The organism is [Pantoea] beijingensis (assembly GCF_022647505.1).
Classification (GTDB): Bacteria; Pseudomonadota; Gammaproteobacteria; order Enterobacterales; family Enterobacteriaceae; genus Erwinia; species Erwinia beijingensis.
Map to the genome: position 1 here is coordinate 356,873 of NZ_CP071409.1, position 25,390 is coordinate 382,262.

Consider the following 25,390-nt stretch of genomic DNA (forward strand, 5'->3'; position numbering starts at 1 on the left):
TGCGGGTACGCTGGTATATAGCGTACCCGCAAGCCAGTTTCTTCGACAGGGAAAAACGCGTCAGGCTGCAACTTCTACCCGGCCCTCGATGACACGTACCGGGAAATGGGCGACGGAGTAATGTTCATCTTCCATGCATAATCCATCACGCAGGCGGAAACGTTGTTTTTTTAACGGGCTGGCGACCCACAACTCTTGCTGGTGTTCCACAATCAGACCGCGGGATAGCACGCTGGCATTCGCGAAAGGATCGATGTTGCTGATCGCATAAAGTTGTTCATCCTTGCCGGGACGAAAGATGGCAACCTGCTGTTCTCCCAAGAGGGCACAGACGCCGGTGGCAGGCAGGATATCGTTCAGTGAGCACACTACTTTCCACGTGTTCATCGGTTCTCCTCCTCGACCATCGTGACGGCGATACGTTCCAGGGGACGAGCTGGACGATGCTGGTCGCGTTCGGCAACCATTTGCACGTTAGGATCGCGTTGGACGCTATTAATAAAATGTGCGAAACGTGTTTGTTGCTGAGGGGCATTTACCGTTTCTGTCCATTCGCAGGTCACGACCTCTCGCAGACGTGCCAGTTCGCCTTCAAGCTGAGTATTGAGCCCCAGCTTGTCGTGAATAATCACCTCTTTCAGGTAATCAAGGCCTCCCTCCAGGCTTTCAAGCCACACGGAGGTACGCTGGAGTTTGTCGGCGGTGCGGATGTAAAACATCATAAAGCGGTCGAGATAGCTGACCAGCGTATCGTGGTCAAGATCCGCAGCCAGCAAATCGGCATGGCGTGGTTTCATTCCGCCGTTACCGCAAACGTAAAGATTCCAGCCTTTTTCGGTTGCGATAATACCGACGTCTTTGCCTTGTGCTTCGGCACACTCGCGGGTGCAGCCGGAGACGCCGAATTTCATCTTATGCGGCGTACGAATGCCCTTGTAGCGGTGTTCCAGCTCTACGCCGAACCCTACACTATCCCCTACGCCAAAACGGCACCAACTGCTGCCGACGCAGGTTTTCGCCATGCGCAACGATTTGGCATAAGCGTGTCCGGTTTCAAAACCGGCTTCGATCAGCTGTTTCCATATTGCCAGCAGGTCATCTTTCTGGGCCCCGAACAAGCCGATACGCTGAGAGCCGGTGATCTTGGTATAGAGGTTGTATTGCCGCGCAACTTTGCCGATCGCCAACAGGCCGGCAGGGGTAATTTCACCACCCGCAGAGCGAGGAATGACGGAATAAGTGCCGTCTTTCTGGATATTGCCCAGAAAGATATCGTTGCTGTCCTGCAACGGGGTGTGCTGTGGTTTTAAGATATATTCGTTCCAGCAGGAAGCCAGCAGGGAAGCCACGGTAGGTTTACATATTTCACAACCGTAGCCTTGACCATGTTTCTCCAGCAGCATATCGAAGGTTTTGATCTCTTCCACGCGAATCAGGTGATAAAGCACCTGACGTGAATAAGCGAAGTGCTCACAGAGATTGTGGTTCACCTCAATCCCCTGACGGCTCAGTTCAACGTTCAGAACCTGCGTGATTAACGGAACGCAGCCACCACAGCCGGTGCCAGCTTTGGTTTCGGCTTTCAAAGCGGCAACCGTGTGGCAGCCTTTCTGTACGGCACTGATAATATCGCCTTTGGTAACGTCGAAGCAGGAGCAAATCTGTGCGCTATCCGGTAGCGACTCGACACCGATTGTGGGTTTATCCCCACCGGCATGGGCTGGTAAAATAAGTGTATCCGGATTCTCCGGCAGCGTTATTTTATTCAGTGCCAGCTGCAACAAGTTACCGTAGTCGCTGGTATCACCAACCAGCACTGCACCCAGCAGAGTCTTGTTATCGGCACTCACCACCAGACGTTTATAGACCTCTTTATTTTCATCAAGGTAGACATAACTACGGGCACCTTCAGTACGGCCGTGTGCATCGCCGATGCCGCCCACGTCAACGCCCAGCAATTTCAGCTTCGCACTCATATCCGCGCCGGTGAACGCATTCTCGTTACCGAGCAGATGATCGCAGGCGACCTGTGCCATTTTGTAGCCCGGAGCCACCAGACCGTAAATACGGTTATTCCATGCGGCGCATTCGCCAATAGCATAGATATCTGGATCCGCAGTCTGGCAGCGATCGTTGATCAGAAAACCACCGCGTTGACCCAGTGGCAGATCACACTGTTTAGCCAGTTTATCCTGCGGGCGAATACCGGTTGAAAATACAATGAAATCAACGTCGAGATGGCTGCCGTCGGCGAAGTTCAGCGTTTTACCTGCGTTATGATGATGAACGATCTTCTGGGTATTTTTACCGGTATGCACCCGTACGCCCATGCGTTCAATTTTCTGGCGCAGTTGCTCGCCGCCCATTGGATCCAATTGTTCTGCCATCAGTACCGGCGCGAACTCAATAACATGTGTTTCAATCCCGAGATTTTTTAGCGCACCAGCGGCTTCTAAACCTAGCAGTCCACCACCAATCACTGCGCCGCTTTTACTGCGTCGCGCGCAGGCTTCAATGGCATTGAGATCTTCAATTGTGCGGTAAACAAAGCAGTCCTGGCCTTCAGAGCCGAGAATAGGGGGAACCCATGGCCATGAACCGGTTGCCAGAATCAGTTTGTCGTACCAAATCGGGCGTCCGTTATTTGAGTAGATCACCTTCTCCTGACGATTAATTGTAATCGCGCGTTCACCCAGCAGAACGGTTACGCCGTGCTTTTGGTAATAGCCATCGCGGACGAGGGAGAGTTCTTCAGCAGTATGGTGTGAGAAATAGGCTGAGAGATGGACGCGATCGTAAGCAACACGGGGTTCTTCACAGAAGACGGTTATCTCAAACTGACCGGGATCGGCTTTATCAATGATCTCTTCAATGAAGCGGTGACCAACCATGCCATTACCAATAATGACGAGTTTGACTTTGCTCATTTTTGCCTCAATTTTTTATTAATTGACGCTACAATAGCGCGGCAGAAATGGCGATTATTGATGTATATCAATCCTCTTGCTGTATACCTCTTTGTGGGTATGTCGCTGATTTCTTGATGAGTTTACTTAAGCTAAGGAATTTATTCGGTTTTAGCTGAATCGTGTCAGATTTGAGTGTAATAATGGGCATTTCGGCCTGCGGCTATTGTTCTGCAGGCCTGTTCTTTGAATTAATTTGGGCTTAGACGAACACCACCACTCATATTTAGCCTTGCAAGGCGAGTATCAAGGGCGCGCATGAAGTCCCGATAGCCGTTTTTTCCGTTCAGAGGGTCAGGGAGATCGCTGAAATAGCCGAGTTGACGTCCCGGCAATAGTGCTTCAACGATGCTGTGGTGGCCGCCGGCAACCATTATAGCTGTGTGCGTTAACAGCTTGGTTTCCGCCGCCTCCCGCTCTTCTTGCGTCAGCTTCGAATGAGGTTTCAGTACTTCTAAATGCTGAAAAATATACTGCATAGTGCCGGAAGCCCCAGTAATAAAAGGGGCGCCGCTCTGTCTAAACTGTTGGGCTGTGCTGGAGCTTTCGCTCCTTTCGTAGTCCGCTTTCGCGTGTTCTGTGTTTTTGCTGAAAAAGTTTTCCACAGAAGGACGGCGGTTTACTTCAGTTGCAATACCGGCGTGGCGATTAAAAAGGCTGTTCTGACGTACCCGCGTTGCATGTATCATGTTACGGCCACGATCCTCAAAGAAGGATTGCTCTCGCATTGAGTCATACAAACTGGAGTCGGTAATCTCTAATAACATTCCTCTCAGGTCGAGCATGTTTTTATAACTCTTGTTCTCGAGAAGACCCGTAATAAGTTGGGGGGAGGGCTGATTTAATCTTCCCCCCTCGTTAAGGTATTCTTTAGTCTTTTTCGTATCGGCAAAAAGCGCCTTAACTACGGTAATAATCTCATGATTCTCTCCGTAGGTCTCTGATAAATAGCCTATATATAATGATTCTAATCTTTCAACGTTCAAGATGATATTTGAAATATGCCTCAGAAATAGTTTTCCCTGGGCGGGACTCAAACTTTGCAGCATTTTTACCGACCAACTTGACTCGCGTTGTGTCGCACTGACATCATTTTGCCGATAATCCAGTGCTGCGACATCTGTGCGCTGTCTGATCGACATCTGATTAAAGCGTGCGACTAAATTATTTCTGCTATCTGGTGTAGCGGTTGTCGTGCGAGAAATAGCGTTTCCGATTGCGGGGTTAGCGCCATGTTGCCGGGCAAGGGGGTGGACCTGTCGGTTGGCTGGTGGTGGCGCATAGCCGCCTTGGGGCGGCGATTGCTGTTGGTTACCTTGGGCGGAGGCAGCGGATGATGAGCGTGTGTTCGTGCGGAGATTTTGCTGGGTAACCTGTAGGTTCGAGTACTCACGTTATAGCTACCAGCCGTATTTCTTATACCAGACATTTTTCTACCTTTCTTTATAGCGACAAAAATAATCGCGGCATTAAGTGTCTTTATACTGTTAAAGATTCCCCTGATAGATGAAGCCAGTGTGTAAGTAAATGCTAAAGCGTGGATCCGCTTTTATTGTTTTTGCTTTCATTAGGGTAGGTGCACGCGAAAGGGGGCATTAATGGCGTGGGGAGAGTTCTTGCAGGGGTCTGTATTAAAAAAGGAGCCGGAAAGGCTCCTTTAACATAGAATTAATGCGTCGCGTGCCCGTGGCTACGGTGTTTGGTCACGAAGCCCAGTAACAGACACATTACGAAAACGACCGCATACAGGCCGTTCGCCGTTGCCAGTGCGGCATGTGGACCACCGTGTTCAACGATAGGGCTGGTTACGACGAAGGTTAACATCGTGCCAATGGTGCCGCAGGTCAGGATAAAGTTCACCAGTTTTGGTGAAGATACTTTAGTCTGCAGGGAGCCCAGGGTAATGATGGTGGTATAAATTGCGCTTGAGCTAAAGCCGAGGACCATAATAATCCACTTCAGCATGGAGGCATCATTGCTGCTGACGAACCAGTACATCAGTACGGTAGCGAAGGCAGCTAGCACCAGCAGAATACGTTGCAGGTCGAAGAAGCGCAGCACAAAACTGAATATCCACATACCGACCATATAGGCGGTCCAGAAATTACCCACTAACTGGCCGGCGGCAGAGATATCCATCCCCATGGTTTTGGTGGCATATTCCGGAACCCAGGAGATAAAGCCTAGCTGTCCAAGGATATAGCAGAGTGCGGCGATAGACAGGAACAGTACACCGATGCCCCATTTCTCTTTTTCGACCGGTTTATTCTCTATCGATTTTTGGCCCAGTACCGGGAATTCTACGGTAAGAGTCAAAATAAAAATGGCGACATAAATCAGACCGATGCAGGCATACACCCAGAACCATGGCAGATGACGTGCCAGCAGGATACCGGCGATAATGGGGAAAACTGTACCAGCCATACTGAAAAATGAGTCGGTGAACAGCAGGCGAGAACCGCGCTGGCGCCCTTCATAGAGATGGGTAATCAGGAAGGTACCAATCGACATGGTAATACCACTGACTACGCCCAGCACAAACATGCAGAGTGAAAAAATACTCAGGCTATGACTGGTCATCAGCCCGGCGATGGCCAGAATCATTAGGACAAAACCGAAGATCAACTGACGCTTCAGTGGCACGATCTCCATCAGCCAGGCATTGAGGAATATGGCGATAAGAATGCCCGCGTTGAGAAAGGTAAAGGTATTACTCATTTGTGACACCGGCAGATGGAAGTACTCTGCGATATCGCCCATCACCATCCCGGTGACAATGACCAGTGCGCCGGTTAACGCATAGGAGAAAAAGCTGATCCAGGTAAGCCCGATTCGATTACGATTAGTCATTTTATGGAGACCTGTGTGTCAATAAGTCCTGCAGCAGAAATTGCAGGGTAAGCGGCCGAATTGTAGAGATAAACGTGACACGATTAAACATATAGTGAAACATGTTTTATTGATTTCACTTATAACGTGACACTTATCACTTTTTTCAGCTCTCCGGACCGGCTATTTCCACAAAATCCTGCGTAAATATAGGTAAAACGCTGGCCCTTAGATAATGGCATCTCTACAATCAATTTCGATTTTTGAGCTTGTTGCCCCCAGTAAGGAATCTTTCATGTTGAAACGTACTTTGACAGTGGTCGCGACAGTCTTCGCACTGTCGACATTTTCTGCTTCCGCGTTTGCCGCTAAAGGCGATACGCATGTGCTGCTGACCACTTCAGCTGGCAATATCGAACTTGAACTTGATAATCAAAAAGCGCCTGTTTCGGTGAAAAATTTTGTTGATTATGTGAATAGTGGTTTTTATAACAACACCACTTTCCATCGCGTTATCCCGGGTTTTATGGTGCAGGGTGGTGGCTTTACCAGCGATCTGCAGCAGAAGCCAACCCAAGCGCCGATAAAAAATGAGGCTGACAACGGTCTGCGTAATGTGCGCGGCTCCATCGCTATGGCGAGAACGGCTGAACAAGACAGTGCTACCAGCCAGTTTTTTATCAACGTTGCAGATAACGCCTTCCTCGATCATGGTCAACGCGATTTCGGTTATGCGGTATTCGGTAAAGTGGTGAAAGGAATGGATATCGCCGATAAGATCTCCCAGGTCAAAACAGAGAATGTTGGACCTTACCAGAATGTCCCCAGTAAGCCGGTAATGATCCTTTCGGCTAAAATTCTGCCCTGATAGCGCTGTACAGGCTTATTATTTTGCGGCTCCGTCCTTCGGGGCTGCATCTCCACGCTCTTACCTGAATTTTCCAACCACCGTCCCTTCTCGCGGGTTCTTGCGCCATCACCGCGTCGATTTAGGGTATATACTTAGCATCTGACCTGACAGCTTATTTCATCATCGCACGGATGCCAGGCCGTTCTATCTCCCCGGACCTACAGTGAACGCTGTCTCTCCAGACGCTGGTTGTCAGAAAACCCTTTCACGGTCACGGAGGCATAATGAGTAAGAAACTGACCGATAAGCAGAAAGCAGCGCTTTGGCTGCAATATCATAACGCCAATTTTCAGGCCAGCACTCGGCTTGAAGGTTATGAGATCGAGCGGGTTACGCTATCGCCAACCGAAGTTATTGAGCGTCTGAAGGTATTGAGGAGGCACTATGAGCGCTAACGCAATGACCGACCGCGATCCTTATCTGTGGCAGGATATCAAAGTACTGAAGAACCGCTTGCAGATCCGTGAAGCCCATCGCTTGCAGCAGGCTGAACTCGCGTTTACCGCATTACGTGCGGCTACCCTCGAACTGGGAAGCGATAACCCTGGCCTGCCCCATCTTTGTGCAATTCATCGTGTTCTGTTCCAGGACTTGTATGAATGGGCGGGCGAACTGCGCCATATCGATATTTATCTCGACGACACGCCATTCTGCCATTTTGAATATATTGAAAAGGAAGGCAATGCGTTGATGGCGGCACTGGAGGCGGAAAAGGGATTCGACGGATTATCACAGAAAGCCTTTATCGAGCGTCTGGCGTATTACTATTGCGAAATTAATATGTTGCACCCCTTTCGCGATGGCAATGGGCGTACCCAGCGTATTTTCTTTGAACAGCTGGCGCTGCATGCGGGCTATCTGATTGACTGGACACCGATCGAACGTGAAGTATGGCTTGCTGCAAACCGTGAAGGTGTCAGTGGTAATCTGCAGGGGCTGATTGATATCTTTAGTAAAGTGGTGAGTGTCGCTTAGCAAATTGGGTAGAATATGCGACTTATTCTTCAGGCGGCAGCATTGACTGCGTCTGTGCCCGCGATTGCCTGTGCCAGGGTGAGAGTGGCGTATTTACCCGGTCTGGAGCAAGAATGCTGTTACTGATTGATAATTATGACTCGTTTACCTGGAACCTTTATCAATATTTTTGTGAATTAGGCAGTACGGTCTGCGTGCGTCGCAATGACAGCATCACTCTTGAAGATATTGAGCAAATGAACCCTGCTCACTTAGTTATCTCCCCTGGTCCCTGTACACCTGATAAATCGGGTGTTTCTATGGCTGCTATTGCCAAATTTGCCGGTAAGTTACCGATTTTGGGCGTTTGCCTTGGGCATCAGGCGATTGCACAGACGTTCGGCGCGCGGGTGGTACGTGCGCGCCAGGTTATGCATGGGAAAACGTCAGTGATCGAGCACAATGATAGCGGCGTATTTGCCGGATTGTCACATCCATTGACGGTGACACGCTACCATTCATTGATTGTTGAAAGAGAAAGTCTACCTCGCGATTTTGAAGTCACCGCCTGGAGCTTGCGTGAGGGAGAACCGGATGAAATCATGGGGTTTCGCCATAAGCATCTGGCGTTACAGGGGGTTCAATTCCATCCTGAAAGTATTTTGAGCGAGCAAGGGCACCAGTTGCTGGCCAATTTTCTTACGCTGTAAATCGCCTCCGAACTACCGACACTGATTAATATATCGATCTGCCTGATGTTATAGGCGGCGGATAACGTGCTGCTCTCATTTCTCTTTTAGTGATTTTTTATGCGTATTTTTTGATTATAATTGCATATATTGATACTGTGATAACTTCGAGTTGCAGAACGCAGACAGCAAGACACCCTCCTGAATACACGCCTCAGAGAAGCGGTCGATATTCGCTATGAAATTCAATGCACAGGCAACTTGAAGTATGACGAGCATATAACGTGACATCATGAGAGGTAGTCAATGGCAGCGGAAAAAATGGCGGTAACGCGGGAAACCTTTGAACAGGTTATTTTGCCTGTTTATGCACCCGCACAGTTTGTACCAGTCAAAGGTAAAGGCAGCCGGGTGTGGGACCAGCAGGGTAAAGAATATATCGATTTTTCCGGCGGTATTGCCGTCACCGCGCTGGGGCACTGCCACCCGGCACTGGTGGAGACGCTGAAAGCGCAGGGTGAAACTCTGTGGCACACCAGTAATGTTTTTACCAATGAACCAGCGTTGCGGCTGGCCAGCAAATTGATCGCTGCCACTTTTGCCGATCGCGTTTTTTTCGCTAATTCTGGTGCGGAAGCTAACGAAGCGGCATTTAAGCTGGCGCGTTACTATGCTTCAACGCGCCATAGCCCTTACAAAAGTAAAATTATCGCGTTTCATAATGCGTTTCATGGCCGTACTTTATTTACCGTAACGGTTGGCGGGCAGCCGAAATATTCTGACGGTTTTGGTCCTAAGCCCGCGGATATTGTGCATGTTCCCTACAACGATTTGGCTGCGGTTAAAGCAGTTATTGACGATCATACCTGCGCTATCGTGGTTGAACCGATCCAGGGTGAAGGCGGGGTTATGCCCGCATCGCAGGAATTTATTCAGGGACTTCGGGCATTATGTGATGAGCACAATGCGCTGCTGGTGTTCGATGAAGTCCAGAGTGGAATGGGGCGGTGCGGCAAGCTGTTTGCTTATGAAGATTATGGTGTAAAGCCCGATATTCTTACTACGGCAAAAGCATTAGGTGGTGGCTTTCCGGTGAGCGCGATGCTAACCACGCAGGATATCGCATCCGTGATGGCACCGGGTGTTCATGGAACGACTTATGGTGGAAATCCGCTGGCCTGTGCGATAGCGGAGACGGCGCTGGATATTATTAATAGCGACGAAGTGCTAAAGGGTGTTGAAGTCCGTCGTCAGCAATTTGTTGATGCGTTGCAGGCGATCGACAGCAAACTCGATGTCTTCAGCGAGATCCGCGGAAAAGGGTTGCTGCTTGGCGCTGTGCTGAAGCCACAATATGCGGGTAAAGCGCGTGATGTATTGAACGCTGCCGCGGAGCAGGGCGTAATGGTGTTAAATGCCGGTACTGACGTTATCCGCTTCGCGCCGTCGTTGATCATTGAACCCACGGATATTGTCGAAGGAATGGCGCGTTTTGCTCGAGCCCTGGAGAGCGTACTGGCCGAATAGCAAGCGGTGTTGCCTGGAATGCCGATACGCAGGCCAACCTCAACGGGCAGTTACTCTCTGTCCGTTTGCTATGATTTCCTCAGCTTCCCAACCAGCCACTTTCCGTGACGTGGGCGCTGGCTCCATGCCAGTGATGAGATAGTATGCATTACGCTCAGATGACCCAGAATCCGCGAAACATGCCGTTCCATAATGGTTATTGGACCGGTATGCAGATTATTTTGCGCTTCGAGGATATTAGTATCTGACCCCGGACCGTCATATTCCAGTCGCTGCTGGCATCGCTGCAGCGCGACCTCGCAGGATTGCAAATAGCGCTCGGCTAGTGATGGCGTAAGCATAGTATGTTCACGAGCCAGGATCGTCATCGCATTAATATGCTCGACGATAAATTGGCTATGCGTCACCCAGAGCTTCATATCAGACAGATACTGAGCATTAAAGGCTGGTTCCTGCATCGCCTGATTTAATGAGTTATACAACGCGTTATGCGCCTGGTTGACGCGGACGCGCTGGTAGGCCAGTTTCACGCTGTCCTGCTCGTTTCCCAGCAACATTCTTAATGCGTCCTGGTCAGCTTCCAGTGCATCGTGGGCGTTTTGTCGCAGCAGGCCGCTTTGCCATTGCGGCCAGAGCCAGATCATGCCGCCGAAAGCAATCAGACATCCCATGATGGTATCCATCAACCGCGGTAGTAAAAACTGCGCGCCATTCAGCGTTAGCAATTGCAGTGAATAGACGGCGGTGACGGTAAAACCAATCGTTGCCCAGCCATAAAACTTGCGGATAAACAAATAACTTACCAGTGTGATTGTCAGCATCGCGAGCAGTACCCAACTATCTGCAACCTGCAAGCGCAGCGTTGCCGCAGCGATAATTAATCCGACTAGCGTACCCAGAGCACGGTGCTGAATGCGTACGCGGGTGGCGCTATAGCCGTTCTGACTGACGAACATAATTGTCATCAGAATCCAGTAAGGCTTAGGAATATTGAAAAATAGCGCCAGCGTACTGCCAATCACCAGCATGACGGCGAAACGTGTCGCCGTTCGCAATGCGGATGAGTTGAGTGAAAGGTAACTTTTCAGTGCCGGGATCAGCGGCAGTCGTCGTTGTCGATCTTCCATTAGATTACGTTGGTAAAGCGGGCGTTGGGTGCGCAGCACGCGCGCGATGCGACTGAAGTGGTAATAACAAAAATTGCCGACTGGGTTTTCACTGTTCTGTCGTGCGATTTTCTCCAGTGCCTGCAGCTGCTTATCCATACTAAAGCGCTCGGGTAGCCGATGGTAAAGAATATCATCGGCTAGCGTACGAAGCCGGGCCGCTATCGCCTGTGCATTCCAGCGAATCACCGCTTCAGCATGGCTGCGTTCAACCAGTTTTTGCACCTCATCCGGTAGCGACAGGCTGACGGCAATATGCTCCTGCAGATCGAGTGCCACTTGAAATGCACGCGTCAGTCGCTTATGACTGCTGTGGCGGTTTGCCGCCAGCATATGCATCTGCTGATAGCAGATGGTGATCAGGTCCACCGCTCTCTGCTGTCGTACTAACAGAGGTGGTAGTGCTTTTTCAGGGTCGGTGAGCTGTGTTAGCAAGCTATATTTTGCTTCACAGTAGTCGGCCAGTTCACGATAGAGCAGGCTGATCGTTTCGCGCATTGGTTGCTCTTTCCACAGCCAAAACCAGAACCAGTTAAATGCGCCATACCAGATTGTACCGAGTATATAGAGCAGGGGAGGCTCCCATACCGCCATGTGGCCAATAAGGCTGAGCGTAAAAATTCCGGCAATCAAGGACGCGGGGAGAAGCCGTGCATGTAACGGGCTAATTTCTCCGGTCACACCCAGCAGCATGGCCATAGCAAACAGGATTGCAGGCAAAGGGAGCTGGTGTTGCGTCATCCACTGGATCAGAAAACTACTGAGAGCAAATAAGCCACCGCCGATAATCAGCCGCTTAAAAAAGCGTTTGTGTGGCGTATCGAGCCCGGCAATATTGCAGCAGGCGGGGACTAACGAGAAGAGCAGTCCTTTTTGGAGATCGCCAAGCAGCCAGCCAATGGCCACCGGTAAACACAGCACTAGCGTCTGGCGCAGCGCATAGTTTATTTCAGGGTGATAAATGATTCTCCGCCACATCAGGTTATCGCAATATAAAAAAACGGCGTGATAGCAACATCACGCCGTGGGTCGGGATGAATTAACGTGTGCCGTATACAACAATCGTTTTGCCGTGTGCGGAAATCAGGTTTTGATCTTCCAGCATTTTCAGGATACGGCCGACGGTTTCACGCGAGCAGCCGACGATTTGACCAATCTCCTGACGGGTGATTTTGATCTGCATACCGTCTGGATGCGTCATGGCATCCGGTTGTTTAGCCAGATTGAGCAGCGTTTGCGCAATACGCCCCGTCACGTCAAGGAAAGCTAAATTACCTACTTTTTCTGAGGTGACCTGCAGGCGACGCGCCATTTGGGAAGAGAGACGCATCAGAATATCAGGATTGACCTGAATCAGCTGACGGAATTTTTTGTAAGAAATTTCAGCCACTTCACAGGCTGTTTTGGCCCGAACCCAAGCACTACGTTCCTGGCCTTCTTCAAAGAGGCCAAGCTCGCCAATGAAATCGCCCTGGTTGAGATAAGAGAGGATCATCTCTTTGCCTTCTTCATCCTTAATCAGCACTGCTACAGAGCCCTTCACGATGTAGTAGAGCGTTTCCGCCTTTTCACCTTGGTGAATCAGCGTACTTTTGGATGGATACTTGTGAATATGGCAATGTGACAGGAACCATTCGAGAGTCGGGTCTGTTTGCGGTTTGCCGAGAACCATTCGCTGTTATCCTCTATTGTAATCGTGCCCTAAATACAGGGAGGGTATTCCCTGCCAGGCGTTGAAATATTCAAGCGTTTTCCTATCAGGAATTTTATCCGGGCATCTGCTCATTATGTTGTCCCACTTTCGCCGGACTGATTACCCGTCATACTTCGGACTGCAAGTTTTTGGCTGCGTTGTCTTACATGTGGGTATACCCGCTTACCACCATCCTGCTACCCGTGCTCTTCAGGGTATATATGAGTTGGCAAAATATTACAACTTCGTTTGTAGCACAGCTTTCGCTAAGTGTCTCCTGTTGTCTCGCTTCAGCATGAAGTGAATTGCATAGCGTTGCCGTTTTTTCTTGTAAAGCGTAGTCTGAAGTCAACCGGACGAATCAGGAGATGAATGTTATGCAGGCGCGTGTAAAGTGGGTAGAAGGGCTGACTTTTTTAGGTGAATCTGCATCCGGGCATCAGGTGCTGATGGATGGTAATTCCGGTGATAAAGCGCCCAGTCCGATGGAGATGGTATTAATGGCCGCGGGGGGATGCAGTGCAATTGACGTGGTTTCCATCCTGCAAAAAGGGCGCCACGACGTGGCTGACTGTGAAGTGAAATTGACGTCCGAGCGGCGCGAAGAGGCACCGCGTCTTTTTACCCACATTAATGTGCATTTTATCGTTAGTGGCGCCGGATTGAATGATAAAGCGGTGGCACGCGCGGTCGACCTGTCGATAGAAAAATATTGCTCGGTGTCGCTGATGCTGGGTAAAGGTGTAGAGATCACGCACAGCTATGAAGTCATCGAACTGTAATATAGCCCGCAGGGCGGATTGCGATCCGCCACTGCAGTGTTCCTGCCAGCCTTGGCTGGCTTGACGAGTTACTCAATTTTTTTCCCTTCAATCAGACGCTTAACCAGCGGCCCCATGATCAATTCCATCGCCAGCCCCATCTTGCCTCCCGGTACCACCAGAGTATTAATATGGGAAATGAACGATCCCTGGATCATCGCCAGCAGGTAAGGGAAATCAATGTCCTCCAGCCCACGGAAATGGATCACCACAAAGCTTTCATCCAACGAGGGAATATCTCGTGCGGCGAAGGGATTTGAGGTATCGACGGTCGGCACGCGCTGGAAGTTAATGTGGGTTCGTGAAAACTGCGGCGTGATGTAATTGATATAATCTTCCATGGATCGTACGACAGAATCCATTACTGCCTCACGCGAATGACCGCGCTCGCTGGTGTCGCGAACCAGTTTCTGGATCCATTCCAGGTTAACGATCGGCACTACGCCCACCAGCAGATCGACTTTCTCCGCCACATTGTGCTGCTGGGTTACCACGCCACCGTGCAGCCCTTCATAGAACAGCACATCAGTGGGTTCCGGTAGCGGTTGCCACGGCGTAAAGGTGCCAGGCACTTGATTCCACGGCACGGCTTCATCGTACGTGTGCAAATATTTACGTGAGTTACCGCGACCACTGCGGCCATATTCGCTAAAGGTTTCTTCCAGTAGCCCGAAGTCGTTTGCTTCCGGTCCGAAATAGCTAATATGGCGCCCTAAATCACGAGCTTTACGGATTGCCAGATCCATTTCCGGACGGGTATAGCGATGAAAGCTATCACCTTCCAGTTCGGCTGCATGCAAATTAAGCTGCTGGAAGATTTTGCGGAAGGCGAGGCTGGTCGTCGTGGTTCCTGCGCCGCTTGAACCCGTGACCGCAATAACCGGGTGTCTGGATGACATAATAGAACTCCCTGAGAAAATTCGGGCGAAGTGCATTGTTATCACGTTTAGCGCAGCAAAGTCATCTCCGTCGCTTTTTGATGCAAAAAAAGCAACACAGTGCGGCAATTTTGTTGCTTTCATCAGCGCGTTAAATTGGCGAAACTGAGATAAATATTGCAGGAGGTTGCCAATGAATATGCCCTCATCCCGCTGGTGGTGGGATCTCTCGACGCGTGAGTTTAGCGAACTTGAAATGGAAAAGGTGGTGGTGATATTACCTATTGGCGCAGTGGAACAGCACGGCCCACACCTGCCCGTACGCGTAGATGCCGCGATTAATGCCGGTATTATTGCGCGCGCGGTTGAACTGATGCCGGCGGACTTACCGGTACTGGTGATGCCTGCGCTGCCAATCGGCAAATCTGATGAACATCTCAGTTATCCGGGAACGTTAACGTTGCCTTATGATCTCTTGGGAAAGGTATGGTTTGAGGTTGCGAAAAGCGCCTGGCGCGCTGGCGCACGTAAAATTATTTTCTGGAATTCACACGGCGGCCAGCCGCAACTGATGGAGATTGTTTGTCGCCAACTGCGCGTTGAGCTTGAGATGTTCGCCGTTGGCGCCAGTTGGTTTCGCACCATTGACAGTAGCGATCTGTATTGTGCCGATGAGCTACAGCATGGTATCCATGGCGGAGAGTCGGAAACCAGCGTGATGCTGCATTTGCACCCTGAACTGGTACAGATGCAGTATGCGGAAAATTTCGTTTCGGCCTCGGTAGCTTCGGCGGAGAAAGGTGGGATTCTAACGCCCGAAGGTGGCGTAAGCTTTGGCTGGATGGCTGAGGATCTTCATCCTTCCGGTACGACCGGTAATGCGGCCTCAGCGGATGCAGCCCGTGGAAAAATTGAAACAGAACGTGCTGCCCAGGCGTTAGTTCAATTGGTTCAGGAGGTACAGGCTTTTACGCCATTTCCGCCATCATCCCTTTAATCGTTTCTGCTAATACGCTGCCAATTGCGCTGGTGCCACGATCGTGACCGATCAGCATCAGTGTTTGCGGCTGCTGCGACAATTCACGCACCGGAATATAGATCAATCTGCCGCTGCGTAAATCAAATTCAATATCGAACGGTGTTAAAAAGGTGAGCGCCTGATCGACCATCGCGGCCTGGCGCATCACTTCAATGGAGTTGGTTTCAATGACCGGCTGCATGGTCACCTTGGCTCGTGCGAAAAGATCGTTAAGATAAGGGCGGATCACCATACTTTTATCGGCAATAACCAATGAATGTGGCACACAATCGCTGAGACGCAGGCTGGTTTTATCTGCCAGAATATGGCCCGGCGCAACCACAGCACCCAGACGGCCAACTGACGATGCGAGGGTTCTTAACGTCGGCGGGAGTTCGAAATCGAAACCGAGCCCTAAATCGGCCTCGCCGGAGGCGACAGCATTGATAATATCTTCACCGGTGGTCATTTGACGAAGGATCAATTTGACGCGCGGATTTGCCCGACGAAACTCGGCAGCCGTGCGCGGAATCAGGTTTGCTGCCAGACCGCTCATCATTGCGACGGTTACTTCACCGCGCCGTAACCCTTTCAACTCCTCAATTTTTATCTGTGCCCACTCCAGCTCCTTAAAGCTTTGCCGTACGTGGTGGATAAGCGTTTCACCAGCGGCGGTCAGCACCATTTTTCGTGGCAGTCGTTGGAACAGCGGGGTACCTAATGTTTCTTCCAGCGCCAGGATCTGGCGGTTAATCGCTGAGGCTGAAATATGCAGGCGTGCCGCTGCCTTACGGATCGATCCACACCGCGCCACTTCATCAAGATAAATTAACAACCGGTGCTGCAGCATGCTTCTCCTTTGCGTTGCCTTTTAGGCATCACTGAGTGCGAAAATATATGCTTTTAAGGTAACGAAAATCACGGCATAACAGAAGCATATTTAGCAGGAGGAGCATAAAAATGGCGGGTTTAAGTCGCAGAGATTTCGCAAAAATGCTGGCAGGAGCGGTGTTGTTGCCCACACTCACTCCGCTGTTATCAAGTAAAGCGCAGGCGGCAGACGCACACGTTAAAGTCGCGTTGCTGTTACCCGGCTCTATTGCTGATGGCGGCTGGAATACATTGGCCTGGCAAGGACTGCAATCGCTGAAAAAACAGGGCTATACCGTTGCCTACAGCGAGAGCGTGCCGCAGGCACAGATGGAACAGGCAATCCGTGGCTATGCCGATGACGGTTTTGCGCTCATTATCGGGCACAGCTTTGAGTATGGTTCTGCCTTTGCAGAAATTGCGCCTGAATATCCAGACACGCAGTTTTTTGCTTCTACATTCAAACCTGCTGAAGCTGCGCCGCCTAACGTTGAATATGTCGACCTGGCCTATATCCAGGCAGCATATGCAGCAGGCGCGCTGGCGGCATTGATCTCAACGAACGGTCGCGCTGTTGGTTTTGTCGGTGGTGGTGATAACCCTACACAGCAAGGGATGATGCGGGCCTTTATCGCGGGTGCGGAGAAGGCGCGTTCGGGTGTGAAAGGCCTGGGCGTTATTACCGGTGAATACGGTAATGCAGCGAAGGGACGTGAAGCGGCAACCACCATGATCGGCAATGGGGCGGATGTGATTTGGCATGCGGCAGATGTCACCGGACTGGGGGCGTTGCAGGGAGCCGCAGCGGCAAAAGTGAAAGCTATTGGCTGCTATTCCGACCAGAAAGATATTGTTCCAGGTACCGTCGCCTGTAGTTTTAAGCAAAACCTTGACTGGTTGGTGGAAGAGGTAGGGCACTCGGTAGCTAACCACCAATTTTCGGGCGGGAAAGAGTGGCAGCCCAGCGTCGCTAAAAGTTGGTCGGTGATCTACGGCAGCGGCCAGTTTGACAGCAAGCTGGTTAGCGCCAGTGCATGGCAGGCTTTTCTGGCTATCTGGCAGCAGCTTGATAGTGGCGCGTTACTGGTAAAAGTCTGAGGGGCGAGAGACGATTTTGACGACGGTGCGAGTTGCGCTTCAGAACATTACCAAACGCTTTGCCCGCGTGACCGCCAACGATCGCGTATCGCTGACGGTGAAAGCGGGGGAAATCCACGCGCTGCTCGGTGAGAATGGTGCGGGAAAAAGCACGCTGATGCAGATTTTGTATGGCCTCTATCACCCTGATGAAGGCGAAATTATTGTTGATGGTCAGCCAGTACAGTTCCGCGATCCGGGGGATGCCATTGCCTGTGGTATCGGCATGGTACATCAGGAATTTATGCTCGTTCAGCCAATGAGTGTGGTTGAGAACGTTATCCTGGGCCTGAAAGAGAACGCCAGTGGACGGCTCGATCTGCATGCGGCCGCGGCGCGGCTCACGGCGCTGTCGAAGCAGCACGGGCTGGATGTCGATCCTTGGGCGAAGGTGCAGCATTTGCCGATTGGTGTGCAGCAGCGGGTAGAGATCCTCAAGTTACTTTATCGTGATGCCCAAGTGCTGATTCTTGATGAGCCCACGGCAGTCCTGACGCCGCAGGAAAAAGCTGGATTGTTTGCAACGTTAACGTCGCTACGTGCCGAAGGTCGTTCGGTCGTTATCGTAACCCATAAGCTGTATGAAATTATGGCGATAGCCGATCGCGTATCGGTTATGCGTAGTGGAAAAATGGTCGATACCGTTGCGGTCACTGAAACGTCGGAAACAGATTTAGCCCGGCGCATGGTGGGACGAGATGTTGTGTTGCGCGTTAATAAATCGCCCTGCCGACCAGGAAAAGAGGTGTTGCGTGTCGACAGCATCGCATTACGTGATGAAAGTGGTAAACAGAAAATTTGGCGTGCATCACTTCAGGTGGCGGCAGGTGAAATTCTCGGGATTGCCGGTGTTGACGGAAACGGTCAGTCAGAACTGGCGGATGCATTGCTCAACCTCCGCAGTGTGGAAGCGGGACGTATCTGGCTATCCGGCAAGGATATTACTGAAGATTCACCGGCGCAGCGCCGCGCTAAAGGCATTGGATTTATTCCTGCCGACCGTCGTGGCGTAGGCTCGATCACCTCTATGTCTATTGCCGATAACGCGATGCTTGGCGCGCAACAGACCTTTACCCGTGCGCGCGGCTGGCTATTAGATCGAGGGCGTATTGCCCGCCATGCGCAAAGTATTATTGCGCACTTCAAGGTGCGTACACCGGACAGTGAATTTGAAGCTGGAAAACTCTCCGGTGGGAACCTGCAAAAACTCATCCTTGGAAGAGAGGTGGCCCGTAATCCGCGACTGTTAGTGGTGGAGCAACCCACTCGCGGTTTGGATGTCGGTGCCGTAGAAGCGGTATGGCAAGGGCTGCTGGCTGCTCGTGAACAAGGGTGTGCCATTGTCATGATCTCAGCCGAGCTGGAAGAGATTCTTAACCTCTCCGATCGTATTGCCGTGATGTACGGCGGTCAGATTGCCGGTGTGCTGGATGCGGCAGAGGCTACGCCGGAAAAACTGGGTGAACTAATGGCGGGCGGTAAACTGAAAAAAGGAGCGGATGATGAAAAAGCTGCTTGAGAAACGCCTGGCCCCCGTGGACTCCTCCTCGGCAATATTGATCACCTCGCTGAGCGCAATGCTGGCCGCGTTCGTGCTGGCGGGCCTGTTATTTATTCCCTTCGGTGGTAACCCATTGGTTGCCTATGGTTTCTTGTTTAGCGAGGCCTTCGGCTCGCTGCGCGGGATAGGGTTAACGCTGGTCCAGGCAACTCCACTAATGCTTATTGCGTTGGCTACCATCGTTATTTGGCGCGCGGGGCTGGGCTATATCGGCTTTGAGGGGTGCTTTTTAGTTGGGGCAGCGGCGGCAAGCTGGATAGCGCTGTCCGGTACGCCACAGGGATTTCCCTGGACGTTACCGGATTGGTTCTACTGGCCTGCGGTGCTGATAGCGGCATTTGTCTCTGGCGCGCTGTGGGCTGGTTGGGTCGGAGCACTGCGAGTGCGGTTCGGCGGTAACGATGTGCTGATCTCATTGATGGCAAACTACGTGGCGATCTTCCTGGTGCAATATTTGGTGTCAGGCCCGATGCGTGCCGTGGGCGATCTTCCGCAAACGCCGCGGTTGCCTCACGACAGTTGGTTACCCTATCTGGTCAACGGTATGCGGATGCACTGGGGGCTGGTGATTGCATTATTCTCCACGCTTTTTGTCTGGTGGCTAATCCGCGCGACGCCTGCCGGATATGAAATTATTGTGAGCGGCCTGAATCTGAAAGCGGCGCGTTATGGCGGAATCAATGTCGCGAAACGGCAGATGAGCGCCGTGCTGCTTGGCGGCGGCCTGGCGGCGCTGGCGGGACTCTGTGCGGTGCTTGGCGTACAGCATCGCTTGATGGATGGACTCTCTGGCGGCGTAGGATTTATTGGGGTGGTTGTAGCGCTACTGGCCCGGTTGAATCCGCTGCTGGTGATCCCCACGGCAATCCTTTATGGCGGGCTGGAAGTCGGCGGTAATGCTATGCAGCGTCAAACGGGCTTACCCACTTCAGTGGTGCTGATCCTGCAAAGCCTGGTGGTATTGCTGATTCTGGCAGGCGATATCCTGCGCTATTACCGCGTACGCTGGCCGGGTACAGCACGTTCAACGCCACCGTTGTCGGAGGACACGCCATGAATGAATTAATGAATGTTAATAACGCTTTCATCGTCACCTGGTTGGCCGCTGCGGTGCGTTTAGCCGGGCCGGTATTGCTTGCCGCACTTGGTGAAATCTATGCTGAACGCGCCGGGGTACTGAATATCGGTATCGAAGGGGCCATCTTGATGGGGGCGCTGGGCAGCTATATGACTGCAGTATATAGCGGTTCCACAGTGCTCGGGTTTATGGCTGGAGGCGTTGCGGGGCTGGTGGTAGGTTTCTTACTGGCTGCGCTGTATCTGCGCGCGCATGCCAGTCAAATTGTGGTCGGTATCGTCTTTAATATCCTTGCGGGAGGGTTTGCCACCTGGATCTACTCATTGATGATGGGCGATAGGTCGTCACCTACTATTGCTATGTTGGATCCGGTTGCCATTCCACTGCTGTCCGATATCCCTGGGTTGGGGCCAGTACTATTCAAGCAACCGCTACCGCTCTGGTTTACTTTGGCGCTGGTGGTTATCGCCCATTATGGTCTGTTCCACACCCGATTTGGACTGTCTCTGCGTGCGGTCGGTGAAAACCCCCGAGCGGCGCATGCCGCGGGTATTAACGTATTGAAAATTCGTACCTGGGGCGTGTTGCTCTCCTGTATAGGCGCAGGGCTGGCAGGCAGCTATCTGGTGACCGCGCAGATTGGGCTTTTTCGCGACAATATTGTTAGTGGGCAGGGATTTATCGCTCTTGCTATCGTGATTTTTGGTCGCTGGAGCCCATTCAAGGCTTTAATCGCAGCGTTTATTTTTGGTGCTGCCGATGCCCTTCAGCTATCGCTTCAGCTATTTGAGAGTACGTTACCGCCACAGTTACTGCTGGCATTGCCTTATTTGCTCACCATCCTGGCAATGTCCGGCGTGGTGGGGCGCACGGTTCAGCCGGGCGCATTAACTCAGCCTTATCGTAAGGAGTAGTGGATGATGAACTTCCGGTTAACTAATGTGGCAGATGCGCAGGTGTTTCGTATCAGCCCGCAGGACACGAACTATTTCGCCGTGCTTTTTGATAAGCAACAGGATGATATTGATAACATCTTTGTCGTGGAGATCTTCACTGTTGGTGGAGCAACACCGCCTAACGCCCATGTCCATGCGCATGAGTTCTTCTACGTGTTACAAGGCGAAGGTGTGGCCAGTTGCAATGGCAATGAAGTGATTATTGGCAAAGGTGACGCTTTGCTACTCCATCCGGGGAATGAACATCTTATCCGCAATACTGGCAACGGTAAGCTGTATACGCTCACGGTTATGACGCCAAATGAAGGATTTGCCGAGCTTATTCGCAGCGGTGAGCCCATGACGCTGGATGAAGAAGATTTACGCGTGCTGAGCGGGAGTTGACATGACGGGAAATCCACTGGGAAGTGCGCCGCATAATCAATGGCACGTCAGCGAAACCCAGGTTGATATGGTTCGGGCACTGCCTGTACCCCGCCCGCTGACACTTAGCAGTGCAGGGCGTGAAGTCACTTTTGATTTGACCCGTACAGCACTGTTGGTCATCGATATGCAGAATGATTTTTGCCACGTTGACGGCTGGCTCAGCCATATTGGCGTTGATGTTTCCGCAGCACGGAAGCCAATCGCACCGCTGCAAAAATTGCTGCCTACTTTGCGTAACGTTGATGTCCCGGTAATCTGGCTTAACTGGGGTAACCGGCCGGATAGACTTAATCTGAGCCCGGCATTGCTACATGTTTATAATCCCCATGGTGATGGTGTCGGCTTGGGGGATGCGCTGCCGGGGTCGGGTGCTCCGGTATTACAGGCGGGCAGTTGGGCGGCGGCGGTGGTTGATGAGCTGACGCCGGAGTCTGATGATATTCGGATCGACAAGTACCGGATGTCTGGTTTCCAGGACACGATGCTGGATAGCGTGCTGCGAAACCTGGGCGTTTCCACGCTGTTATTTGCTGGCGTCAATGCCGATCAGTGTGTGCTCTGTACACTACAGGACGCGAATTTCCACGGGTATGACTGCCTGCTGCTGGAAGATTGCAGCGCGACGACATCGCCCGCTTACTGCCTTGATGCTACGTTATATAATGTTCAACAATGCTTTGGTTTTGTCGTGAACTCGGCTGAGCTGGTAAAGCAACTTTAGGGCGCGAGCAGGGCATGTTCCGAGGGGACAGGAGCGGGGCTGATGCCCGCGCTCCAACGGCCTGACAGAATAGGCCCTTAATCGCGCAACTGCCCACGCGGCATAATATTGATGGTTTCATGCAGTTCCGACCAAACCAGCACCGCTTCGCCGCTGGTTAGCTGGCGGCGAACGTCTTCAACTTTACCTTCTAAAGAACGTTCCTGTTCGCCGTAGTCGGTACCTTCTCGTAATACAAAAGATTCAATCAGGTTATCCAGTGTTTCAGGTGTCAGGTCTTGCCAGGGAATGATCACAGCTTTAGTTATCCAGATAATGAGAAAGCCATTGCGGAATGCGTGTTTCCAGCCACATTTGCGGTTTACGCAATGTGCCGCCGACGAAGCCGACGTGCCCGCCGTTTTCCGTTAGTTGATATTCAATATTAGCAGGTAAGTTTGCCGGATCCGGGATCACCGCGTCAGTCATAAAAGGATCGTCTTTCGCGTGGATGATCAATAGCGGTTTACGCACGTTGGGTAGTAGCGGCAGCGCGCTACAGCGCCGATAGTAATCGATAGCACTGGTAAAGCCATGGGCACGTGCGGTGATGGCATCATCAAAATCGCGCAGCTTCTTCAATCCTTTCAATTGCGGCAAATCTACAGGCAGTGTACCTGGCCACGCAAGGAGTTTACGTTTGGCGGTTTGCTTAAGCAGTTTTAGTAAGTAGCGTTGATAAATACGCGAAAACCCCTGTTCCAGGCGGTCAGTACAAGGCTCCAGCATCAATGGGGCAGAAACGACCGCGCCGGCATCCAGCAGACACCGATCGCCCTGTTTACCCATCAGGCAGGCCAACATATTGCCTCCCAGCGATACGCCAACGGCAGCGGTGGGCACTTTCCCCCACGTTTGTTGTAGCCACTGCAGAAAAAAGCTGGCATCTTCCGTCTCGCCGGAGTGGTAAATGCGCTGCAGGCGATTCGGTTCACCGCTACAACCACGAAAGTGCATCACCACGCCAAGCCAACCGCGATCTTTCCATGCCTGTAACAGTCCATGCGCATAAGGGCTGTGAAAACTGCCTTCCAGCCCGTGAAACAGAACCACTCGCGGCTTATGTCGGGCCTGAGCGGGATTTTCACTCCATGCCAGGTCGACAAAGTCGCCATCGGGCAATTCGAGTCGCTGCCAACTGGGCTGCAAATGAATGCGTCGTCTTACCAGACGTGGAAGGAGGGTTTGCAGGTGCGGATTACGCATCCCAGGCATTGGCGTGAACATAATGTCATCCATGTCGTTAAAAATGATGTTGTAAAGGCTTGTACGATCCATATCACGCTGTTAGCTTCGGTAAGTTCGCAATTTTTTAGGGTGAGAGGCACCCGATTCATGGAACTCAGTCTTTTTCTCTCTATGCTCGGTTTTTTATGGGTCGCGGCAATTACGCCTGGTCCTAATAATATGTTACTCACCGCCTCCGGTGCTAATTTTGGTTTCCTTCGCTCATTGCCATTGATGGTTGGCATTATGCTTGGGATGCAGGTGATGTTGCTGCTGGTCGCTTTCGGCGTTGGCGGCTTGATCCTACTCTATCCGGCTCTGCATCTTATTCTGAAGATTGCCGGTAGCCTTTATTTGTTATGGCTGGCGTGGAAAATCGGTACGGCCGCCTATGAAACACTGGAGGTTGATGCAGGGCCACAAAACCCGATGCCATTCTGGCAGGGGGGATTATTACAGCTGATTAACCCGAAGGCATGGCTTATGGCGCTGGGGGCGGTGGCCAGTTTCAGCCTGGCCGGTGAAGCCTGGCGTGCTTCCGTGATCGCGATAAGCATTGGAATGGTGTTGGTCAATGCGGTGGCGGGGGTAATCTGGCTTGGTTTTGGGACGTTGATTGGCCGTATTTTACGTAGCAGACGGGCATGGACCATATTCAACGTTTCGATGGGACTGCTCACGGCGGCCTGTGTCCTGCTAATCTGGCATTGATCAGGCCGAGCCGCGCACGATAAGCTGGCAGTCCAGTACTTCATTCACCACCGGTTCACGGTGGTTTTTGATTCGCGCCAGCAGCAGTTGTACGCTGCGTACGCCTAGCTGATGCATCGGTTGTTCAATGGTGGTGAGCGGTGGCGCGGTGACGGCTCCAAAAGGTACACCATCAAATCCCATTACCGCGATATCTCCTGGCACGGTTAAACCGGCTTCGCTAATAGCATGCAGCGCACCACCAGCCAGTACATCCGAAATAGCAAACACCGCATCTGGTGGCTGCGGTAGCGCCAGTAGCCGCTGCATGGCGTTGCTCCCAGCCTGATAATCCAGTGTTTCGGCATACTCGACGTGATGCCATTCAAGGTTGAGTTCCGATAGGGTGTTGCGATAACCCGCTTCGCGCTGGTGGGAATAGAGATAGCGCATATCGTTATTGATTAAGGCAATCCGGTGCCGTCCTTTTTGCGCCAGGTAGCGTACTACGCTGGCCGCTGCGGCTTGGTTATCAATCGTCACCGACGAGGCGCGGTATCCGGGATCGCCTTCTGCGCACTGTACCCACGGTGAATGGCCAATCAGGGACGTTAGCCCCGGCAGACAACTGATGGCATCCATGGTAATGACGCCATCCACGACTTTACCGCTCAACAATGTCAGGTAGGCCGATTCACGGGTCACACGCGATTCCGAGTTACACAGCAGGATATGATAACCCTGCGCTTCGGCCTCGGCTTCTATGCCACGAACCACCAGTGAACAAAAGGGGTTCGTGATATTTGATACCAGCACCAGCAGCATACGGCTACGCGAGGTACGTAACTGGCGTGCCAGTAAATTGGGACGGTAGTCACTGGCTTCTATGGCCGCCAGCACTTTTTCTCGGGTGCGGGGCGTGACGCCAGGATGCTCGTTAAGCACGCGTGAAACCGTTGCGGTGGAAACGCCCGCCAGGCGAGCGACGTGTTCTATCGACATGCTAGTCCTTGAAGCCACCATGGGAAATGTGAAGCCTGCTGCAAACTTATACAAAAACGGCGCTGAGCCGCGGCCATTCGCTTGCTGAAAAGAAGAAATCGATTACATTTTGTCAAACAATAGCATTAAAAGTGCGATGACAACATCGCCTTGATGATCTTGCTACCGGCAAAGATGGTAAGCCATACGTCGACAATTTAGACGACACAATACTCATCGAATTGTTCAGACT

25 protein-coding genes are annotated in these 25,390 nt (G+C 51.7%); 14 read left to right on the forward strand and 11 right to left on the reverse strand.

Annotation, left to right across the window (positions count from 1 at the left end; genetic code table 11):
- Nucleotides 1–60: 60 nt before the first annotated feature.
- The 4 genes from nirD to tsgA form a co-directional block, all read right to left on the reverse strand.
- Nucleotides 61–387: a nitrite reductase small subunit NirD gene (gene nirD / locus J1C60_RS01515; RefSeq protein ID WP_128177119.1), complete on the reverse strand. Its 327-nt coding sequence runs from the start codon at nucleotides 385–387 to the stop codon at nucleotides 61–63.
- On the reverse strand, nucleotides 384–2,927 hold the full coding sequence (gene nirB, locus J1C60_RS01520; RefSeq protein WP_128177121.1) for a nitrite reductase large subunit NirB: 2,544 nt from the start codon (nucleotides 2,925–2,927) through the stop codon (nucleotides 384–386). Before nirB ends, nirD begins: the two co-directional genes overlap by 4 nt.
- A 230-nt stretch (nucleotides 2,928–3,157) precedes the next feature.
- Complete coding sequence (locus J1C60_RS01525) at nucleotides 3,158–4,108, reverse strand: hypothetical protein (protein ID WP_128177123.1); 951 nt, start codon at nucleotides 4,106–4,108, stop codon at nucleotides 3,158–3,160.
- Nucleotides 4,109–4,634: 526 nt separating this feature from the next.
- On the reverse strand, nucleotides 4,635–5,816 hold the full coding sequence (gene tsgA / locus J1C60_RS01530; protein WP_128177125.1) for an MFS transporter TsgA: 1,182 nt from the start codon (nucleotides 5,814–5,816) through the stop codon (nucleotides 4,635–4,637).
- 274 nt (nucleotides 5,817–6,090) lie between these two features.
- Here tsgA and ppiA point away from each other — a divergent pair, with 274 nt between their 5' ends.
- The 5 genes from ppiA (at nucleotide 6,091) to argD (ending at nucleotide 9,875) form a co-directional block, all read left to right on the forward strand.
- Entirely contained in the window at nucleotides 6,091–6,663 is a 573-nt protein-coding gene (gene ppiA / locus J1C60_RS01535; protein WP_128177127.1) for a peptidylprolyl isomerase A, read from the forward strand.
- 266 nt (nucleotides 6,664–6,929) lie between these two features.
- A complete protein-coding gene (locus J1C60_RS01540; protein WP_128177129.1) occupies nucleotides 6,930–7,100 on the forward strand; it encodes a YhfG family protein in 171 nt (56 codons plus the stop codon).
- Complete coding sequence (locus J1C60_RS01545) at nucleotides 7,090–7,680, forward strand: putative adenosine monophosphate-protein transferase Fic (RefSeq protein WP_128177131.1); 591 nt, start codon at nucleotides 7,090–7,092, stop codon at nucleotides 7,678–7,680. The genes J1C60_RS01540 and J1C60_RS01545 overlap by 11 nt, the downstream gene beginning before the upstream one ends.
- A gap of 113 nt (nucleotides 7,681–7,793) precedes the next feature.
- Nucleotides 7,794–8,369, forward strand: coding sequence for an aminodeoxychorismate synthase component II (locus J1C60_RS01550; protein WP_128177133.1), 576 nt, complete (start codon nucleotides 7,794–7,796; stop codon nucleotides 8,367–8,369).
- A 285-nt stretch (nucleotides 8,370–8,654) separates the two neighbouring features.
- Nucleotides 8,655–9,875 (forward strand): bifunctional acetylornithine/succinyldiaminopimelate transaminase, encoded by a 1,221-nt coding sequence (gene argD, locus J1C60_RS01555; protein ID WP_128177135.1) that lies wholly within the window; start codon nucleotides 8,655–8,657, stop codon nucleotides 9,873–9,875.
- 68 nt (nucleotides 9,876–9,943) lie between these two features.
- Here the strand turns inward: argD and J1C60_RS01560 are convergent, their stop codons facing one another.
- Both J1C60_RS01560 and crp read right to left on the reverse strand, forming a co-directional pair.
- Nucleotides 9,944–12,019, reverse strand: coding sequence for a YccS/YhfK family putative transporter (locus J1C60_RS01560; RefSeq protein WP_128177137.1), 2,076 nt, complete (start codon nucleotides 12,017–12,019; stop codon nucleotides 9,944–9,946).
- Nucleotides 12,020–12,080: 61 nt separating this feature from the next.
- Complete coding sequence (crp, locus tag J1C60_RS01565; protein WP_000242758.1) at nucleotides 12,081–12,713, reverse strand: cAMP-activated global transcriptional regulator CRP; 633 nt, start codon at nucleotides 12,711–12,713, stop codon at nucleotides 12,081–12,083.
- 398 nt (nucleotides 12,714–13,111) lie between these two features.
- Here crp and J1C60_RS01570 point away from each other — a divergent pair, with 398 nt between their 5' ends.
- Nucleotides 13,112–13,516, forward strand: a complete 405-nt coding sequence (locus tag J1C60_RS01570; RefSeq protein ID WP_128177139.1) for an OsmC family protein — start codon at nucleotides 13,112–13,114, stop codon at nucleotides 13,514–13,516.
- 68 nt (nucleotides 13,517–13,584) lie between these two features.
- On the opposite strand, the gene J1C60_RS01575 is transcribed toward J1C60_RS01570, so the two are convergent.
- On the reverse strand, nucleotides 13,585–14,454 hold the full coding sequence (locus J1C60_RS01575; RefSeq protein ID WP_128177141.1) for a phosphoribulokinase: 870 nt from the start codon (nucleotides 14,452–14,454) through the stop codon (nucleotides 13,585–13,587).
- Between the two features lie 172 nt (nucleotides 14,455–14,626).
- Here J1C60_RS01575 and J1C60_RS01580 point away from each other — a divergent pair, with 172 nt between their 5' ends.
- The gene (locus J1C60_RS01580) at nucleotides 14,627–15,430 is read left to right on the forward strand and encodes a creatininase family protein (RefSeq protein WP_128177142.1); all 804 of its coding nucleotides are present in this window, start codon (nucleotides 14,627–14,629) and stop codon (nucleotides 15,428–15,430) included.
- On the opposite strand, the gene J1C60_RS01585 is transcribed toward J1C60_RS01580, so the two are convergent.
- Nucleotides 15,402–16,301, reverse strand: a complete 900-nt coding sequence (locus tag J1C60_RS01585) for a LysR family transcriptional regulator (protein WP_128177144.1) — start codon at nucleotides 16,299–16,301, stop codon at nucleotides 15,402–15,404. The two genes, J1C60_RS01580 and J1C60_RS01585, sit on opposite strands and share 29 nt — an antisense overlap.
- Before the next feature lie 110 nt (nucleotides 16,302–16,411).
- Here J1C60_RS01585 and J1C60_RS01590 point away from each other — a divergent pair, with 110 nt between their 5' ends.
- The 6 genes from J1C60_RS01590 to J1C60_RS01615 are packed head-to-tail and all read left to right on the forward strand — an operon-like array spanning nucleotide 16,412 to nucleotide 22,200.
- Nucleotides 16,412–17,419: a BMP family protein gene (locus J1C60_RS01590; RefSeq protein ID WP_229655776.1), complete on the forward strand. Its 1,008-nt coding sequence runs from the start codon at nucleotides 16,412–16,414 to the stop codon at nucleotides 17,417–17,419.
- 25 nt (nucleotides 17,420–17,444) lie between these two features.
- Nucleotides 17,445–18,977, forward strand: a complete 1,533-nt coding sequence (locus J1C60_RS01595) for an ABC transporter ATP-binding protein (protein WP_229655808.1) — start codon at nucleotides 17,445–17,447, stop codon at nucleotides 18,975–18,977.
- A complete protein-coding gene (locus J1C60_RS01600; protein ID WP_235859166.1) occupies nucleotides 18,958–20,076 on the forward strand; it encodes an ABC transporter permease in 1,119 nt (372 codons plus the stop codon). The genes J1C60_RS01595 and J1C60_RS01600 overlap by 20 nt, the downstream gene beginning before the upstream one ends.
- A complete protein-coding gene (locus tag J1C60_RS01605) occupies nucleotides 20,073–21,011 on the forward strand; it encodes an ABC transporter permease (protein ID WP_128177150.1) in 939 nt (312 codons plus the stop codon). The genes J1C60_RS01600 and J1C60_RS01605 overlap by 4 nt, the downstream gene beginning before the upstream one ends.
- Nucleotides 21,012–21,014: 3 nt before the next feature.
- Nucleotides 21,015–21,437 carry a cupin domain-containing protein gene (locus tag J1C60_RS01610; RefSeq protein WP_128177152.1) on the forward strand — a complete coding sequence of 141 codons (423 nt, stop codon included), beginning with the start codon at nucleotides 21,015–21,017 and terminating at the stop codon, nucleotides 21,435–21,437.
- A gap of 1 nt (nucleotide 21,438) precedes the next feature.
- Nucleotides 21,439–22,200 carry a cysteine hydrolase family protein gene (locus tag J1C60_RS01615; RefSeq protein ID WP_128177154.1) on the forward strand — a complete coding sequence of 254 codons (762 nt, stop codon included), beginning with the start codon at nucleotides 21,439–21,441 and terminating at the stop codon, nucleotides 22,198–22,200.
- 77 nt (nucleotides 22,201–22,277) lie between these two features.
- Here the strand turns inward: J1C60_RS01615 and J1C60_RS01620 are convergent, their stop codons facing one another.
- Nucleotides 22,278–22,496, reverse strand: a complete 219-nt coding sequence (locus J1C60_RS01620; RefSeq protein WP_128177156.1) for a YheU family protein — start codon at nucleotides 22,494–22,496, stop codon at nucleotides 22,278–22,280.
- Between the two features lie 4 nt (nucleotides 22,497–22,500).
- Entirely contained in the window at nucleotides 22,501–23,466 is a 966-nt protein-coding gene (locus tag J1C60_RS01625) for a hydrolase (RefSeq protein WP_375139764.1), read from the reverse strand.
- A 108-nt stretch (nucleotides 23,467–23,574) separates the two neighbouring features.
- Here J1C60_RS01625 and J1C60_RS01630 point away from each other — a divergent pair, with 108 nt between their 5' ends.
- Nucleotides 23,575–24,177 carry a LysE family translocator gene (locus J1C60_RS01630; RefSeq protein ID WP_128177160.1) on the forward strand — a complete coding sequence of 201 codons (603 nt, stop codon included), beginning with the start codon at nucleotides 23,575–23,577 and terminating at the stop codon, nucleotides 24,175–24,177.
- On the opposite strand, the gene J1C60_RS01635 is transcribed toward J1C60_RS01630, so the two are convergent.
- Nucleotides 24,178–25,158 carry a LacI family DNA-binding transcriptional regulator gene (locus tag J1C60_RS01635; RefSeq protein ID WP_128177161.1) on the reverse strand — a complete coding sequence of 327 codons (981 nt, stop codon included), beginning with the start codon at nucleotides 25,156–25,158 and terminating at the stop codon, nucleotides 24,178–24,180.
- Nucleotides 25,159–25,390 lie beyond the last annotated feature (232 nt).